The following is a 14,795-nucleotide window of genomic DNA, read 5'->3' as shown; positions in this document are numbered from 1 at the left end:
GAGAATAGCAGCCTAAATGAACCCCTGATCCATCTTAAACCGGCTGCAAATTGGTCGAAAATCTAGGACCACCTCTAAGGTGTCCGCCGCACGGATGATCGCCGTGTCGGCATCAGACAAACCATCGCGCCGTGTCGTGGCATCGCCGGGGACTTGGATCGCACGCTCAGAAATCTCGCGCAGGCTGATGTATTTTGGACAATTACCATAGCTTTGCACGACCGTGATCGTGATCGAATGGGCGTCGAGATCCGAGATGCGCCCGTGCATCCGGTTCCGGCGCCGGTTTGAAAGGTCCACGCCCAGAACACCGACAGGCTGACCAATCGCGAGCGCGTTATAGGCACGCGCATCCGCGCGGTCCCCGGTCTGGATCACCAATGTCTTCGGATCTGGTGTTGTGGCAAATCCAACCTGCCCCGTCACGATCGAGGCATGGGGTAGTCCCGATTGATCCACCGTCCCCAGAAAGATGTATTCGAGACCTTCAAAGAATTCACGGTGCTGATCGGACATGTAGTCGCGCATCAGGTGCTGCGTCATGGTATCGATCCTGGCACGCCAGCCGGTCTGGTCTTGAAGTTTTAGCTCGCCTTCATGGAAATGCTTGATGGTCATGGATTGGCCTCCGAGGCAGATGTTTCGGTTACAACGTGGGCGGGCCATTGGGGCAGTCGATCAGATAGCCCCAGCCACCATTTTCCAGTTTCTTTGCCACTTCCGTTGATTGCCCTTCGGCCATCACGGTGCCGTCCGGAGCGACGACGCTCCAATTCGCACGCAGCAAGGCGATGTCGCCGATAATCACTTCGCTGAACACGTCACTTTTTATCTCGGGCCTGATTTCCATGAACCCTTCGAACGCAGCCCGGGCCCCGGCGATCCCCTTGGCGGGCGGCTGGTCTGGAGGAAAGTATATCTGGCAATCCGGGTGAAACATGGACGCAATGCCATTGAGATCGCCCTCTTGCAGATAGGCGCTGACACAGTCAGCAATTTCGCGGGGCCGATGTGCGATATGTGTGGTCATGATGTCCTCGGTTTTTTGGGGATCAGAAGTCAAAGGACCCTGCGTCCCGGATGCTTTCCGGCAACCAGGTTTCCTGGATGTGCAACCATGTGACGGGATTGGTCAGCTTCATCAGAACGCTGGTGACGCGCGCGTTCGCATGTTCGGACTGCGTGGCCCCAACCTGCCATTCGGTATAGGTGGCCATCACCAGATCATCGATTTTGTGCCGAATGGTCACGTCACGGATCTGAATACGAAAGTCCGTATTCGAACTGTGGCCACGATCGAAGCCTTCCTTGAGCATCGTACCGGTCAAGACATGGCCCTCCGGCGGAATGAACACCACATTTTCGTCCAACCGCGACAGGAATCGCGGGCCGAGTTGATCGCGGTCAACCGTGCCATTGAACCATTCAACGAAGAACGCATGCAGATCGACAATCTCGCTGGTGACGGTACCCAGGGTGGTCATGGGGAGGCTCCGTTTTCATTTGCATGTAAGGGGATGACGACCGCGCTGCGGACAGCGCGGCCTGACGAACTTAGGCAGGGCCGTTGTTGTCCATATCGAGGATCATTTTCCACGCGCCAGCCTCGTCCCGTTGATAGACCAACGTCAGACGGCCTTCGGGGCTGCGCACTTCAGCGGTGTCACGCATCTTCATCGTGCCATAGAAGCGGCCCACAACCACAACGGTGTCCCCAAATTCGGCGAGGGTTTCGATGTCGAAACCGGATGTGATCTCGGCCGCGGCAATGCGCGGGTTGTACTTGTCACGAATGGCCTGCGTGCCGACGGTTACAGGTTGGCGTTCATTGACAGTCACCGTATCGGCGTGACAGGTGCTGACCATCTGCTCAATGTCGCCCCCATCCAAGCCCCCATTCCAAAGTCCGATGACGGTTTCGATTTCTGTACGTACGCTCATGAGTTTACTCCGTTGTCTCAGGTTTGTGTGGTTGGAAGAACTGTCCAACGACGATGTCGTCTATCTCGGCCAGAAACGCCTTGGTTGCAGGACGCTCGGAGAATTGCGGTGTAACTCGGCTGGCTGTCTCGTGATCCGGGAAGGTGAAGATATCGGTGTAAAGCGTCGGCCGGTTCGGATCGACAGACACCAGCGTATCCCAGGACGTTACACCTTCCAGTGCGACGAAGTCCTTGCGCGCCGCCTCTCTAACCGCATCAACATGCGCACCGTCTTTCATCTTGAGGACAAAGATTTCAGTGATCGTGGTCATAACAGGCTCCTTGTTTCTCTGGCTTGCTGAGAATGTAGTCAACTGCTATCGTAAGGATAACCGTACTTTTGCCAAACACAGTGATCGGAAAAACGAACAATGAGTCGCAACAGCTTTGGAGACATTCGCGTGTTTGTCGAAGTCGCCCGCCGCGGCGGCTTCCGTGCGGCGGCAGAGCATTTGCAGCAAGCCCCTGCCACGGTGAGCGAAGCGATTCAGCGATTTGAAGACCAACTTGGCGTTCGACTGTTCGAACGCTCAACACGCTCGGTCGCATTGACACCGATTGGCGAACAGTTCTACGCGCGTAGCCTGCCCGCCGTCTCCGACATCGAAGGTGCGCTCAGTGCATTGGATGAAGAGAAGGATGAGGTCAGCGGCACTCTTCGGCTTTCTGCGCCCTACAGTGCTGGCCCGTTTTTTCTGGATGACCTGCTGGCTCGATTTGCAATAGCCTATCCCAGCGTTGCAATCGAGGTCATCTATGACGACAGGAAGGTCGATTTGCTAACCTCAGGTATCGACGCAGCCATCCGCTCGCAAACCTTGATGGCCCCTGACACGCATGCCGTTCCGGTTGGGCCCGAGTTAAAAATGGCGATTGTCGCAGCACGCGGCTACTTGGACACGCGCGGGACACCACAGCATCCGCATGACGTACTCGACCACGACACAATCTGCTACGCTTTTGGACGTGGCGATCGGCTTGCACCTTGGGGGTTCACCAGAGCCAACGGAGCCTTTGTAGTGCAACCGAAACCCAGGTTGATCGCGAACGATATGCGCTCACTACTGCACTATGCAGCACAAGGCTTGGGCCTAGCCTATGTCTATGCCGAGATTGCGGCACCCTACATCGCTAAAAATGATCTAGTCGAGGTACTTGGCTCCCATCTCGCGCCGATGCCGCGTTACTCGCTTAACTACCAAAGCAAACGCCATATGACGCGACGGCTGAGAGCGTTTCTCGATTTGGTCAAGAACGTATCCTATAGTTCCGGAACAAACGTGAGCTAAATACTATCTAAATCACCAAAAATGCAGGTTCTGTGATGGCTTGCCTTGCCCACCGGAAACCCAAGTGACCTGCTCGCGCGGCATGCTAGTTGACCATGCGCGATAGCCTATCCGGCGACAGGCAATTGATGCCAGTCTCGCACGTATTGGACGAAGCCGTCAGCCCAAAATACAATGTGACGGCAGATCGCGACGTTAGCAGGCAGTGCTCGTCACGCAAATTCAGGATGCGCACCAAGTTCAGTCAGCATCCTGTTCACCTCTGCCATCCACTCATCTTTGATACGCAGTGCAAGTTTGGACAGAGGACGATGAAGTGGTATCAACGTCGCGTACTCATACCGGATAGAGGCATCCAGCGGAACGAACGTAACATCTTCATTGTCGATAAGGCGTTCGCGCGCCGTGATGACTGTCAGGGGATCGACAATGGCGCTACAATGTCCCGCACTGATGAAAGGCATCAACGGTAAGAAGAACTGGCTGTCAATGATGGATGAAAGGGCAACATTCGCTCTATCGAACTCCTGCAACAGCTTCCTGGAAAGAGGATGGTCGTGGTGCAATGTGCCTAGGGGAACATCATCAAGATCACTGATTGCCAGCTTCGACTTTTTTGCCAGAGTGTGATTTTTGTTTACCGCGCAAAAACAGTCGGCGCTGATAATTTCCGGCCTGTACTGTGGTACTTTCGCGATTGGATTATCGAAGTCAGCAAACCCAAAGTCGATACTCTGCGTGCTTGCTAATTCGCGTATCTGGGGTGAGCTTCGCGACGCGAAGGTGATCCGAAACTCATGGCTGGTATCCATGTTGTTAGCAATGAACCTGGGGAACAGGAATGCTGATGGCCCCGGCATCGCTGCGACACTCAGACTTCCGGTCTCCGCGTTGCGCAGACTCTTCATTGTCCCTGAAACTGTTGCAAGTCGGTCGAGGACATCGGACACTTCGGCTAATAGATATCGCGCTTCTGGTACCGGGATCAGCTGCCTGCCGCGACGTTCAAAAAGCGCAATCCCGACCGACTCTTCCAGCTTCTTGATCGTAACGCTAATGGCAGGTTGGGTACGCCCCAATTTCTTCGCCGTTTGTGAAATCGAACCCGAGGCCATGACCTCTCGGAAGACGGTAAGCTGCGTGAAATTCATACGGCTAAGTATTGCAAAAAACTTAGTAAAGTAAAATATATTAAATTTGTTTTTATGTCATCTCTCCCTAAAATGTTACTGCCAAGAGTCCGTGGAAGCCGGACGGGGCTTTAACAACTGGGAGAACAACATGACTATCAAGGCAACCCTAGCCGGTATCGCGCTTACAGCGATCATGGCTGCACCAGCGCTTGCGCAGGACCCAACTTTTTTCCGCATCGGTACTGGCGGCGCCGGCGGGACCTATTTCCCAATTGGGGGCACGATCGCCAATGGCATTTCGGCTCCTCCAGGTTCGCGGGCTTGCGAAGATGGTGGTCAATGCGGCGTGCCTGGCCTGATCGCAATCGCGCAGTCCACAACCGCCTCAGTCTTCAACAATTCCGCTGTTCAAAACGGCGAACTTGAAGCCGGTTTGGCCGCAGCTGACGTGACCCGTTCCATGTATCTGGGCGAGGGTAAGTTTGAAGGCAAGCCCCACCCGAACCTGCGTGTTGTGGCGAACCTTTTCCCCGAAGATCTGCACCTTGTCTTGCCTGCCGGTCAGGCAATTGGCGATCTGAGCGATCTTGAAGGCAAACGTGTCGGCATCGCACAGGCAGGCTCCGGCACACAGGTCGCCGTGCTGCAAATGCTCGAAGCTTGGGGCGTCACGCGCGACAACATGGACGAAGCAGAGCTTAACAACAGCCAGTCTGCAGAACGTCTCGCGGACGGTCAGATCGACGCTTACTTCTACGCAGCAGGCTGGCCGGTCGCAGCGATGGTGCAACTGGCCTCGACCAAGGGCATGGCACTGCATTCGTTTAGTGACGAAGACCTTCAGAAAATCAACGAGATCATCCCAGCCTACATCCCATCAGAAATCCCTGACGGCGTGTATGAAGGCGTAGATGAAGCCATCAAAACTCCTGCGGTCAGCGCCCTTCTGAATGTGTCCTCCGAATTGTCCGAAGAGCTTGTCTATGAGTTGACCAAGGCGCTGTGGAACGACAACACCCGCAAGCTTCTCGACAACGGCCATGCCAAGGGTAAGCAGATCACGTCTGATACGGCTCTGGACGGGATCGCCGAACTGGGCGTGCCGCTGCATCCTGGTGCCGAGCGCTTCTACCGCGAGGCTGGTCTTCTGAAGTAAGGAGACCCTCGACACACAAAGCCTTCATCCCCTTCCCTTTAGAGGGGGATGAGGCGATGCAGGACCTGCCGCGAAGAGTGGGGATCCGCCGATCCGCATTTATCCGGGGTCGCCCTGAGAGAACGGCTATAGCAAGCGTTTCAATGGAACGCTCCGAAGAGAAGTGCTTGATGCCGAATAGTTCACGACGGCCGAGCAAGCTCAGATCGTCATCAGTTACTGGCTCAAACAGTACAATCACACCCGTCCTCACCAGTCGCTAAACATGCGTCCGTCCGCCCCGGAAACCTTTTTAAAGAAATCCCAAATCAGTGGCCCAGATATGTGCCATCGCAAGGGACGATCAAGTTCAAGGGGGAATCATCGCAATTAAAAGCCGATCAATCGATCTTGGAGCAGGCCCGTCTGCGAGCTTAGAACTTCGCGATTTTGATCAGAAAATTGCGCATCTGCTCTCGTTCTGCGGCACTGAATACAGACATGAGGTCCGCATCAAATCGCTGCGCTTCCTGGTACAGGTCTTCAAATACGATCACCCCGGCTTTGGTCAGAGACAGCACTTCATGGCGGCGATCATCGGGGAGTGGCTTGCGGGCCAAGTAACGCTTCTCCTCAAGCGCGTGAACCGCGCGGCTAACCTTTGTTTTATGTATCCGCGCACGATCGCAGATCACTTTTGCGGTCATCTTGCCGTAGTGGCCCAGATGGAAAACCACCCGCCATTCCGTGCGCAGCATGCCATATTTAGCCTTGTAGGCCGCCTCAAACGCGCGGCTTGTCTTATCCGCCGCCTGATTAAGCAGATACGGCATGAAGTCTTGTAGATCAAAATCAGGTTTTTTTGTCATGATGTTCGAATTACCTGTTGTTAGTTACAAAAGCAACTATTACATCAAGAATAGTTTTAAAGAGGACTATCTGATGAACAAGGATATCGCCCCCGCCCGCTTGCACATGGCCGCCACACCCGCTGGCACCTACCCCGGCTATATGCCCGGTTTCGGCAATGACTTTGAAACCGAGGCCCTGCCGGGCGCTCTGCCCCAGGGCATGAACTCACCCCAGAAGGCGAACTATGGTCTTTATGGTGAGCAGCTTTCCGGCACCGCCTTCACCGCACCCAGCCACCAGAACGAACGAACGTGGTGCTATCGCATTCGCCCCTCAGTCAAACACACACACCGGTTTGAAAAAATCGATCTGCCCTATTGGAAATCCGCACCGCATGTGAATCTGGATGTGACGTCGCTGGGCCAATACAGGTGGGATGCAGTGGCCCACGCAGATCAGCCACTGACCTGGTTGACAGGGATGCGCACAATGACCACAGCGGGTGACGTGAACACCCAGGTGGGTATGGCCAGCCATGTCTATCTGACAACAGAAAGCATGGTGGATGCTTATTTCTACTCTGCCGACTCCGAATTGCTTGTCGTACCGCAGGAGGGTCGGCTGCGTTTTTGCACCGAACTGGGTGTGATCGATATTGAACCGCAAGAGATCGCGATCATCCCGCGCGGCCTCGTTTATCGCGTTGAGGTGCTTGAAGGTCCCTGCCGTGGCTTTGTCTGCGAAAACTACGGTCAGAAATTCGAAATGCCGGGACGGGGCCCTATTGGGGCCAATTGCATGGCCAATCCGCGCGATTTCAAAACACCGGTCGCGGCCTTTGAAGACCGGAATGCGCCCAGCACCGTCACCGTCAAATGGACGGGCCAGTTCCACGAAACCCGGATCGGGCATTCACCGCTCGATGTGGTCGCCTGGCATGGCAATTACGCGCCCTGCAAATACGACCTACGCACTTATTGCCCGGTTGGCGCGATCCTCTTCGACCATCCAGATCCGTCGATCTTCACCGTGCTGACCGCCCCGTCGGGTATCGAGGGGACCGCCAACATCGACTTCGTGTTATTCCGCGACCGCTGGATGGTCGCCGAAGATACCTTCCGCCCGCCTTGGTACCATAAAAATGTGATGTCAGAGCTGATGGGCAACATCTACGGGCAGTATGACGCCAAACCCGAGGGCTTTGTGCCGGGAGGCATGAGCCTGCACAACATGATGCTGCCACATGGGCCGGACAAGACCGCCTTCGAAGGAGCTTCAAGTACCAATCTGGCGCCGGAGTATCTGGCCAACACCATGTCCTTCATGTTTGAAACGCGCTTTCCCCAGCATCTGACCAGTTTTGCCGCTGATGAAGCCCCATTGCAGGACGATTATATCGACTGCTGGGCTGATATAGAAAAGAAGTTTGACGGAACGCCGGGTAAGAAATGAAGCTCTATTCATACTGGCGCACGACCACCTCATACAGGGTGCGCATCGCACTCGGTATGAACGGGCTAAAGGCCGACATCATCCCCATTGAACTTGTGGCCGGCGCTCAGACGGTCGCAAACTATGCCACGCTGAACCCGATCAAGGGCGCACTCACACTGGTCACGGATGCGGGCGACGTGTTGACGCAGTCGACGGCGATCCTCGACTATCTGGATCAAATCGCGTCTGAGCCACCCCTACTGCCCACCGGTGATCCGGTGCAGCGGGCGCGGGTTCTTGCGGCTGCCATGGCCTTTGCCACCGACGTGCATCCAGTGAACAACCTCAAGGTGGTCGGGCGGCTCAAATCGCTGGCGGGCGATGACACCGGGATCCCTTGGATGCGGCACTGTATGACGGAAGGGTTCACAGCCTTCGCCGCCCTGATCGAAGCCGAAACACCGTTTTGTTTTGGTGACACCCCGATGCTCGCCGACATCTGCCTTGTCGCCCAGCTTTGTAACTCACACCGCTGGGGCGTGGACCTCACCCCTTTCGCGCGGCTCACTGAAATCGAGGCCCGTCGCCTCGCCCTACCTGCCTTCGCGACAGGCAGGCCCGAAAACCAGAAAGACGCCTCATAATGACTCCGCTTCGCTCCTGGGTGGACAGCGCCAACAGCGCCGAGACACCGTTTCCGCTCAACAACCTGCCCTATGGGGTCTTCTCTATCGGCGCGGACGTGCCACGCTGCGGGGTGGCCATTGGCGAGATGATCCTCGACATGGCTGCTGCTGAGGCCGCCGGGCTGGTGAAACTGGGCGAGGCGTCCGTTTTTGACGCACCCTCCTGGAACGCCGTGATGGCCATGGGGCCAGACGCATGGGCTGACCTGCGTGCGCAACTGACCACGCTTCTGGGCGAAGGCGGCAAGACAGACGCACCGCTCGTGACGCAGGCGGAGACAACACTGCACCTGCCTTTCTCCGTCATCGAATACACTGATTTCTACGCAGGCAAGCACCACGCGATGAACGTGGGCACGATGTTCCGCGGTCCCGAAAACGCGCTACCGCCAAACTGGCTGCATATCCCGATCGGCTACAACGGGCGCGCGTCTTCTGTCGTGGTCTCAGGCACCGACATCACCCGGCCTAACGGCCAGACCAAAGCGCAGAATGTGGAGGTAACATCTTTCGGGCCCTGCAAGCGGCTCGACATAGAGCTAGAGATGGAGCAATCATTGGCGGATCCAACGCACTCGGCCAACCGATTTCAGTGGCGGAAGCGGATGACATGATCTTCGGCTATGTGCCGCTCAACGACTGGTCCGCGCGCGACATCCAGACTAGGGAATACCAGCCATTGGGACCCTTCCAGGCCAAGGCCTTCGCCACCTCGATCGGCCCCTGGATCGTGACCGCAGCTGCTCTTGAGCCCTTCCGCACATCGACACCCGCGCGAAAAGAACCTTCTGCCCTACCTACAAGAACCCAAACCGATGCTCTTTGACATCGACCTCAGCATGACAATGACCCCCGCCGGAAAAGTGGCCACCACCACCGCCCGCACGAACTACAATCAGATGTACTACTCCGCCGCACAGCAACTGGCGCATCACGCCTCCTCGGGTTGTATCATTCAAATCGGTGACCTGCTGGGGTCCGGCATGATCTCAGCCCCGGAAAAATCGCAGCGAGGCAGCCTGCTGGAATTGACATGGGGCGGGAAAGAACCGCTTACGCTCGACACCGGCGAGACCCGAAGCTTCATCGAAGATGGTGACACGCTGACACTGCATGGTGCCACCATAAGTGACGGCTTCCAGACCGGATTTGGCAGTTGCACCGGCACCATCAAATCCGCCCCGAAATTCCCCACATAAAGGACCAGATCCATGGCAAAAGCATTCGCATCCCAAGGGGATATGACCGAGAAGAAAATCACCTTTGACGAGGTAGGCCGCGACCTCTGGGCCTTCACGGCGGAGGGCGATCCCAACTCGGGCATCATCATCGGCGATGACAGCGTCATGATTGTCGAAGCACAGGCGACACCGCGCCTGGCCGAGAAGGTCATCGAAAAGGTGCGTAGCATCACCGACAAGCCGGTCAGCCATGTGGTGTTGACGCATTATCATGCGGTGCGAGTGTTGGGGGCTTCTGCCTACAACGCCGATCAGATCATAATGTCCGACGTCGCGCGCAGCATGGTCGAGGAGCGCGGGCAGGAGGACTGGGACAGCGAATTCCAGCGTTTCCCGCGCCTTTTTGAAGGGCATGAAAGCATCCCCGGCCTGACTTATCCGACGACCACATTCAGCGACAGCATGACTGTTTATCTGGGCAAGCGCCGGGTGGACATCAAACACATAGGACGAGCCCATACCGCGGGGGACGCGGTGATCCATGTGCCGGATGAAAACGTTATGTTCACCGGAGACATCGTCGAAGACCACTCAGCCTGCTACTGCGGCGATGGCTACTACAATGAATGGGGTGACACGCTGGACCGCGTCATCGCATATGACGTGGACGCCATCGCACCCGGACGCGGCGACGCGCTTGTGGGCAAAGACGCGGTCGCCCAGGCCATCGAAAGCACGCGCGACTTCGTCAACAGTACCTACCAGCCTGCCGCGAAGGTCGCGGCGCGTGGTGGATCCCTGAAAGAGGCATGGGACGCCGTGCGCGCCACTTGCGATTCCAAGTTCCAGGATTACGCAATCTACGAACACTGCCTGCCGTTCAACGTTGCCCGTGCCTATGACGAGGCTCGCGGCATCGCGCATCCGCGCATTTGGACGGACAAACGCGATCTGGAAATGTGGGCGGCTTTGCAAGGCTGATCCATCAGGAGAGAGGAGACAACCATGGTTGCCGTCAGATACCAAACCGCGTTCCAGCTGTACCCCTATGAGAAGGTGCCGGAACAGACAGCGCAAATGGCCCCGGTGCGTCATCCTGTCGTGATTGTAGGCGGCGGGCCGGTAGGCCTCGCACTTGCCCTTGATCTGGGCAAGAAAGGCACACCAGCGTTGGTGCTTGATGACCATGACGGTGCTGGTCTTGGCAGCAAGGCGATCTGTTTTGCCCAGCGCACGCTGGATATTGCGCATCGGCTGGGGGCCAGTTCACCCATGGTCGAAAAAGGTGTGGTCTGGAATGTCGGCCGGGTCTTCCATGGCGAGAGGCAACTCTTCAACTTTGACCTATTACCGGAAGAAGGGCATCGGAACCCTGCCTTCATCAACCTGCAACAACCCTATTTCGAACGGTTCCTCGTTGAAGAGATTCGTGCGGCCCAAGCCGATGGCGCGCTGATCGAGATCCGAGGACGCAATCAGATAGCTGGGCTAGAACAGCACGCCGATTACGTCACGCTCCAAGTTGACACACCCGACGGACCGTACCGGATCGAAGCAGATTACCTCATCGCATGTGACGGCGCACGATCTACGCTGCGCGAGATGATGGGACTCAGCTTCGATGGGCGGGTGTTTGAAGACAGCTTCCTAATTGCAGACGTGCGCATGACCGCCGATTTTCCCACCGAGCGGTGGTTCTGGTTCGAGCCGCCCTTCAAGGACAGCGGACAATCGGCGCTGCTGCACAAACAACCCGATGACGTCTGGCGGATCGACTTCCAGCTCGGCTGGGACATCGACCGTGCCAAGGAGATGAATGAGGATCGCATCCGTGCCCGCGTCGATGCGATGCTCTCCAGCCAGACCGGAACTGTGCCCGACTACGAATTGGTCTGGACCTCAATCTACACCTTCCAGTGCCGTCGGATGCAAAGTTTCCGGCATGGGCCCGTCTTCTTTGCAGGTGACAGCGCGCATCAGGTGTCGCCCTTCGGTGCGCGGGGGGCCAACTCCGGCATTCAGGACGCTGACAACCTGGCATGGAAACTGGATCTAGCCGTCAACGGTCTGGCCAATGACGTGCTTCTCGACAGCTACGCTACCGAGCGGGAGTACGGCGCGGACGAGAACATACTTCATTCCAGCCGGGCCACCGATTTCATGACACCAAAGTCAAAGATCAGCCGCACCTTCCGGGACGCGGTTCTGCATCTGGCGGCCAAGCACAGCTTTGCGCGCCCAATGGTAAACTCCGGACGTCTCTCGATGCCATGCGCCTATGACGGGTTTGCGCTGTTCGGACCGGATGCTCTGAAGGGTGGACCCGCCGGAGCGCGGCCCGGCGCCCCCTGCCCGGACGCACCGGACGGCAACAACTTCCTGCTGGATCAACTGGGCGGCGGCTTTATCGTTCTGTCCATTGGCGGTGAGGCCGCCCCTGCGGTCAGCGCCTATAGCATAACCGCAGCGCCCGTACATATCGACACGCCCTCTGACATCCTGCGGAAGCGTTATCTCGGCGACCAAGAAAGCGCCGTTTACTTGATCCGGCCAGACCAGCACGTTGTCGCTCGTTGGGCGTCGTTTGACGAGGCGGCTGTCGGAACCGCGCTCGCAAAAGCAATTGGAAAAGGTTGAGTCATGTCCGTTGAATTAAACCCAAACCTCCCCGATCCCGACGGCTTTTATGACGAGCTGTTACAGGCACATACCGGGCTAAGCGACACAGAGAGCGAAGCCTATAACGCGCGTCTGGTTCTGATCATGGCCAATCACATCGGTGAGCGGGAAACCCTCACCAGATTGCTCGACGCCGCCAGATGATGCACGCGGTGGGTAGCTATCACCCAAAAATACGCATGCCCGTCCTCAGACCTGAGGCGTGGTCCAGCTTCAGCGCCCCACGAAGTTTGAAGCCTTTTGCGAGAACCAGGCCAGCCCCAAATTGCGGCCACAACGCTCGGGCGTACGGCCCGTTTCCTGTAATAGTCTTGCACGTTGGGGCGCGGCGCCTCACCGTCCCAAAGGTAGCTTTTGCCCAGGTAGTCGAGGCGTAGAAGACGACATCCCATACCAGATCGGCCAGAGTAAAGCTGTCACCAAAGAGCCAATGCCCTGTTGATGTCTCAAGTAACCCGGCGCCTGATCCGGGCCGTTCAGATGTAGGATCCGTTCCTGTTTCTTTGTGTTGATTTGGTTACGGTCAAGATCTGCTGAGCGGAGCCTTTGCGAAGCTCTAGCAAAGTAGGTCAGGTGGCACGGTTGAGGTTGGCGCAGGTGGCTGACACCAGTCCGCCAAGAGGTTTGTGTGGGCGTTCTGTGTTGTAATCAATCCTCTAACTTTTGGTGATCTGTCTGGCCTTTGCAAGATTGCCGAAGATGTACTCGTTTAGACATTCATCGCGCAGCCCTCCGTTGAACAAACCCACAAAGGCATTCTGCGTGGGCTTGCCTGTCGGGATGATTGGCAGCAGCGTCTGGGTCAGTGCGTAAGGGGCCAGTGTGTTCACGACAAAGCGGACATCCTGACCGTTGGGCAAGGTCGGATTGGCCACCTTGTAAACCCCTGCGTTGTTGATGAGCACATCGATCCGTTCGACTTTATCGCGGATTGCATCTGCGAGAGCCCTGGTTTCCGTCAATGAGGACAGATCGGCCTTGAAGGTCCGAGCCTCGCCACCGACTTCGGCGGCGGCGGCTTCGAGTTTGGCTGCACTTCGGCCATGCAGGATGACTTCATGGCCTTGGGCCGCAAGGTTCTTGGCGGTCAGCAGGCCGATACCGTCAGTCGATCCGGTGATGAGAATGGTCTTGGTCATTGGGATGCCTCTTGCGTTGGAAAGTCTGGCAGCACGTCATCTGCCAGGCGTCTCATGGTGTCTTCAACATCTGCCGTGTTGAAGCGAAGGTTAAGTGCGACATGGTTGATTCCGCCGTCTTGTAGGCTGATGAGGTAGGATTTGAGGAACCTCACGCCTGAGCGAAAACCGAGATGGATCGGCTGCGGGCTTGCGTCAGCCTCGGCGACAAGATCGATGTAAAGCGATTGCATCACCGGTTTTTGCGGCGACCCCGCAGCTACGGACAGCGCCCGGTACTCTTGTACGAGACCGGATTGCGCCGCCTGATCTCGCGGATACGTCATCCAGCCATCGCCATGCTCAGCCACCCAATCGGGGGTTTGCTGGGATCCACCGGTGATCAAAATGGGCAGCCGTCCAGCGACGGGTTTCGGGAGCATGTCTGCCCGGCCGCCCAGCTCTCCGTGCGTTCCGGCGTACGCTGGATAATCATCCGACATGGCGCGGATGTAGGCGAGGCTGTCACGGAACCGCGCGCCGCGATCCGGGAAGGTCATCCCCATCGCCGGGTATTCTTCGGGCCTGTGCCCGGACGCAACTCCCAGAAGAAGACGCCCGCCGGATAGCTGATCAGCGGAGGCCGCCGCCTTGGCCACATGCGCCGGATGGCGGAGCGGCAGGATGATGCTGGCAACCCCAAGAGCTATGTTACGTGTGACGCCTGAAAGCAGCCCCAGATAGACAAACGGGTCGAACATCTGCCCGGCATCGCCAAAACTTGGCACATTGAAAGGCACATCGCGTAACCAAAGAGATGCAAAACCAAGCTCATCAGCAAGACGTGCGCGCTCGATATGGCGGGTCATATCTGGGATGGGTCTGTTCCCGTGGGCCTCCAAGGGAACGACCAGACCAAGTGTCAGCGTGCCGGGTCTGAACACCGTGTTGTAAGCACGGTTCAGGGCCGGAAAAGTAGGCTTTGCCTCGTCATCAAGCATGCCATTGCTCCTTCTGATCTACACCTTCAATAGCGGATCAACGTCCGGCTCTCGATGCTCTTGCGCGGTGTGTCGATCGACGTGTCCTCGATCATATCTAGGGCCGAGTGTGCGACGGAGGGCCGCCCCCGATTGTCGTAAATGTTGAAAACGGCTACCTCGTCCGGTGACATCCGGGACATGTAAAGCCACTCGTGATCCGCATTGGCGGCAAGCCCCATGATATGACCTGTCTGACGTCAGCGCCTATGGGTCCAAATAGCGGTATTTGCTAAGAGAGGGTTTGTTGCTCATCGTGGCCACCA

The 14,795-nt window shown here is 57.0% G+C and carries 17 protein-coding genes and 2 pseudogenes; 9 read left to right on the top strand and 10 right to left on the bottom strand.

All coding sequences use genetic code 11. The features are described 5' to 3' along the window. Positions 1 to 12: 12 nt before the first annotated feature. From Q1A75_RS21905 to Q1A75_RS21885, 5 genes are all read right to left on the bottom strand, one after another. The gene (locus Q1A75_RS21905; RefSeq protein WP_299548838.1) at positions 13 to 618 is read right to left on the bottom strand and encodes a pyridoxamine 5'-phosphate oxidase family protein; all 606 of its coding nucleotides are present in this window, start codon (positions 616 to 618) and stop codon (positions 13 to 15) included. A 28-nt stretch (positions 619 to 646) separates the two neighbouring features. Beyond that, on the bottom strand, positions 647 to 1,030 hold the full coding sequence (locus Q1A75_RS21900; RefSeq protein WP_299548841.1) for a nuclear transport factor 2 family protein: 384 nt from the start codon (positions 1,028 to 1,030) through the stop codon (positions 647 to 649). A gap of 22 nt (positions 1,031 to 1,052) precedes the next feature. Beyond that, the gene (locus Q1A75_RS21895; RefSeq protein ID WP_299548844.1) at positions 1,053 to 1,484 is read right to left on the bottom strand and encodes a hypothetical protein; all 432 of its coding nucleotides are present in this window, start codon (positions 1,482 to 1,484) and stop codon (positions 1,053 to 1,055) included. A gap of 70 nt (positions 1,485 to 1,554) precedes the next feature. Further along, a complete protein-coding gene (locus tag Q1A75_RS21890; protein WP_299548847.1) occupies positions 1,555 to 1,941 on the bottom strand; it encodes a DUF4440 domain-containing protein in 387 nt (128 codons plus the stop codon). Positions 1,942 to 1,945: 4 nt separating this feature from the next. Continuing rightward, positions 1,946 to 2,254 carry a hypothetical protein gene (locus Q1A75_RS21885; protein WP_299548850.1) on the bottom strand — a complete coding sequence of 103 codons (309 nt, stop codon included), beginning with the start codon at positions 2,252 to 2,254 and terminating at the stop codon, positions 1,946 to 1,948. Between the two features lie 99 nt (positions 2,255 to 2,353). Between Q1A75_RS21885 and Q1A75_RS21880 the strand changes: the two genes are divergently transcribed. Further along, positions 2,354 to 3,271 carry a LysR family transcriptional regulator gene (locus tag Q1A75_RS21880; RefSeq protein ID WP_299548853.1) on the top strand — a complete coding sequence of 306 codons (918 nt, stop codon included), beginning with the start codon at positions 2,354 to 2,356 and terminating at the stop codon, positions 3,269 to 3,271. A gap of 212 nt (positions 3,272 to 3,483) precedes the next feature. On the opposite strand, the gene Q1A75_RS21875 is transcribed toward Q1A75_RS21880, so the two are convergent. Continuing rightward, a complete protein-coding gene (locus Q1A75_RS21875; RefSeq protein WP_299548856.1) occupies positions 3,484 to 4,422 on the bottom strand; it encodes a LysR family transcriptional regulator in 939 nt (312 codons plus the stop codon). 130 nt (positions 4,423 to 4,552) lie between these two features. Between Q1A75_RS21875 and Q1A75_RS21870 the strand changes: the two genes are divergently transcribed. After that, complete coding sequence (locus Q1A75_RS21870) at positions 4,553 to 5,560, top strand: TAXI family TRAP transporter solute-binding subunit (protein WP_299548859.1); 1,008 nt, start codon at positions 4,553 to 4,555, stop codon at positions 5,558 to 5,560. Positions 5,561 to 5,753: 193 nt separating this feature from the next. After that, positions 5,754 to 5,933, top strand: a pseudogene (locus tag Q1A75_RS24325) (integrase core domain-containing protein); the annotation flags it as partial. Positions 5,934 to 5,973: 40 nt separating this feature from the next. On the opposite strand, the gene Q1A75_RS21865 reads toward Q1A75_RS24325, so the two are convergent. After that, the gene (locus Q1A75_RS21865; protein WP_299548862.1) at positions 5,974 to 6,408 is read right to left on the bottom strand and encodes a MarR family transcriptional regulator; all 435 of its coding nucleotides are present in this window, start codon (positions 6,406 to 6,408) and stop codon (positions 5,974 to 5,976) included. A gap of 73 nt (positions 6,409 to 6,481) precedes the next feature. Here Q1A75_RS21865 and hmgA point away from each other — a divergent pair, with 73 nt between their 5' ends. The 6 genes and pseudogenes from hmgA (at position 6,482) to Q1A75_RS21825 (ending at position 12,515) form a co-directional block, all read left to right on the top strand. Next, positions 6,482 to 7,843, top strand: a complete 1,362-nt coding sequence (gene hmgA, locus Q1A75_RS21860) for a homogentisate 1,2-dioxygenase (protein ID WP_299548865.1) — start codon at positions 6,482 to 6,484, stop codon at positions 7,841 to 7,843. Continuing rightward, on the top strand, positions 7,840 to 8,469 hold the full coding sequence (gene maiA, locus Q1A75_RS21855; RefSeq protein WP_299548868.1) for a maleylacetoacetate isomerase: 630 nt from the start codon (positions 7,840 to 7,842) through the stop codon (positions 8,467 to 8,469). The genes hmgA and maiA overlap by 4 nt, the downstream gene beginning before the upstream one ends. Further along, a pseudogene (fahA, locus tag Q1A75_RS24320) lies at positions 8,469 to 9,710 on the top strand (fumarylacetoacetase). Before maiA ends, fahA begins: the two are co-directional and overlap by 1 nt. 12 nt (positions 9,711 to 9,722) lie before the next feature. After that, complete coding sequence (locus tag Q1A75_RS21835) at positions 9,723 to 10,673, top strand: MBL fold metallo-hydrolase (RefSeq protein WP_299548871.1); 951 nt, start codon at positions 9,723 to 9,725, stop codon at positions 10,671 to 10,673. Between the two features lie 24 nt (positions 10,674 to 10,697). Further along, on the top strand, positions 10,698 to 12,329 hold the full coding sequence (locus Q1A75_RS21830) for an FAD-dependent oxidoreductase (protein ID WP_299548874.1): 1,632 nt from the start codon (positions 10,698 to 10,700) through the stop codon (positions 12,327 to 12,329). Positions 12,330 to 12,332: 3 nt separating this feature from the next. Continuing rightward, positions 12,333 to 12,515 (top strand): DUF2783 domain-containing protein, encoded by a 183-nt coding sequence (locus tag Q1A75_RS21825; RefSeq protein WP_299548876.1) that lies wholly within the window; start codon positions 12,333 to 12,335, stop codon positions 12,513 to 12,515. A gap of 512 nt (positions 12,516 to 13,027) precedes the next feature. Here Q1A75_RS21825 and Q1A75_RS21820 read toward each other — a convergent pair. The 3 genes from Q1A75_RS21820 to Q1A75_RS21810 are packed head-to-tail and all read right to left on the bottom strand — an operon-like array spanning position 13,028 to position 14,711. After that, positions 13,028 to 13,510, bottom strand: coding sequence for an SDR family NAD(P)-dependent oxidoreductase (locus tag Q1A75_RS21820; RefSeq protein ID WP_299548879.1), 483 nt, complete (start codon positions 13,508 to 13,510; stop codon positions 13,028 to 13,030). After that, the gene (locus tag Q1A75_RS21815) at positions 13,507 to 14,490 is read right to left on the bottom strand and encodes an LLM class oxidoreductase (protein WP_299548882.1); all 984 of its coding nucleotides are present in this window, start codon (positions 14,488 to 14,490) and stop codon (positions 13,507 to 13,509) included. Before Q1A75_RS21815 ends, Q1A75_RS21820 begins: the two co-directional genes overlap by 4 nt. Before the next feature lie 26 nt (positions 14,491 to 14,516). Continuing rightward, complete coding sequence (locus tag Q1A75_RS21810; RefSeq protein WP_299548885.1) at positions 14,517 to 14,711, bottom strand: hypothetical protein; 195 nt, start codon at positions 14,709 to 14,711, stop codon at positions 14,517 to 14,519. Positions 14,712 to 14,795 lie beyond the last annotated feature (84 nt).

Source organism: uncultured Tateyamaria sp. (assembly GCF_947504105.1).
In the GTDB taxonomy this organism is placed as follows: Bacteria; Pseudomonadota; Alphaproteobacteria; order Rhodobacterales; family Rhodobacteraceae; genus Tateyamaria.
This window is presented reverse-complemented; position numbering and strand designations above follow the sequence as displayed.

Excerpts from the sequence above, each read along its gene's own strand:
- maiA (WP_299548868.1), top strand. The coding sequence starts at position 7,840 with ATGAAGCTCTATTCATACTGGCGCACGACCACCTCATACAGGGTGCGC.
- Q1A75_RS21895 (WP_299548844.1), bottom strand. The coding sequence starts at position 1,484 with ATGACCACCCTGGGTACCGTCACCAGCGAGATTGTCGATCTGCATGCG.
- hmgA (WP_299548865.1), top strand. The coding sequence starts at position 6,482 with ATGAACAAGGATATCGCCCCCGCCCGCTTGCACATGGCCGCCACACCC.
- Q1A75_RS21890 (WP_299548847.1), bottom strand. The coding sequence starts at position 1,941 with ATGAGCGTACGTACAGAAATCGAAACCGTCATCGGACTTTGGAATGGG.
- Q1A75_RS21880 (WP_299548853.1), top strand. The coding sequence starts at position 2,354 with ATGAGTCGCAACAGCTTTGGAGACATTCGCGTGTTTGTCGAAGTCGCC.
- Q1A75_RS21820 (WP_299548879.1), bottom strand. The coding sequence starts at position 13,510 with ATGACCAAGACCATTCTCATCACCGGATCGACTGACGGTATCGGCCTG.
- Q1A75_RS21870 (WP_299548859.1), top strand. The coding sequence starts at position 4,553 with ATGACTATCAAGGCAACCCTAGCCGGTATCGCGCTTACAGCGATCATG.
- Q1A75_RS21810 (WP_299548885.1), bottom strand. The coding sequence starts at position 14,711 with ATGGGGCTTGCCGCCAATGCGGATCACGAGTGGCTTTACATGTCCCGG.
- Q1A75_RS21835 (WP_299548871.1), top strand. The coding sequence starts at position 9,723 with ATGGCAAAAGCATTCGCATCCCAAGGGGATATGACCGAGAAGAAAATC.
- Q1A75_RS21825 (WP_299548876.1), top strand. The coding sequence starts at position 12,333 with ATGTCCGTTGAATTAAACCCAAACCTCCCCGATCCCGACGGCTTTTAT.
- Q1A75_RS21875 (WP_299548856.1), bottom strand. The coding sequence starts at position 4,422 with ATGAATTTCACGCAGCTTACCGTCTTCCGAGAGGTCATGGCCTCGGGT.
- Q1A75_RS21865 (WP_299548862.1), bottom strand. The coding sequence starts at position 6,408 with ATGACAAAAAAACCTGATTTTGATCTACAAGACTTCATGCCGTATCTG.
- Q1A75_RS21905 (WP_299548838.1), bottom strand. The coding sequence starts at position 618 with ATGACCATCAAGCATTTCCATGAAGGCGAGCTAAAACTTCAAGACCAG.
- Q1A75_RS21830 (WP_299548874.1), top strand. The coding sequence starts at position 10,698 with ATGGTTGCCGTCAGATACCAAACCGCGTTCCAGCTGTACCCCTATGAG.
- Q1A75_RS21815 (WP_299548882.1), bottom strand. The coding sequence starts at position 14,490 with ATGCTTGATGACGAGGCAAAGCCTACTTTTCCGGCCCTGAACCGTGCT.
- Q1A75_RS21885 (WP_299548850.1), bottom strand. The coding sequence starts at position 2,254 with ATGACCACGATCACTGAAATCTTTGTCCTCAAGATGAAAGACGGTGCG.
- Q1A75_RS21900 (WP_299548841.1), bottom strand. The coding sequence starts at position 1,030 with ATGACCACACATATCGCACATCGGCCCCGCGAAATTGCTGACTGTGTC.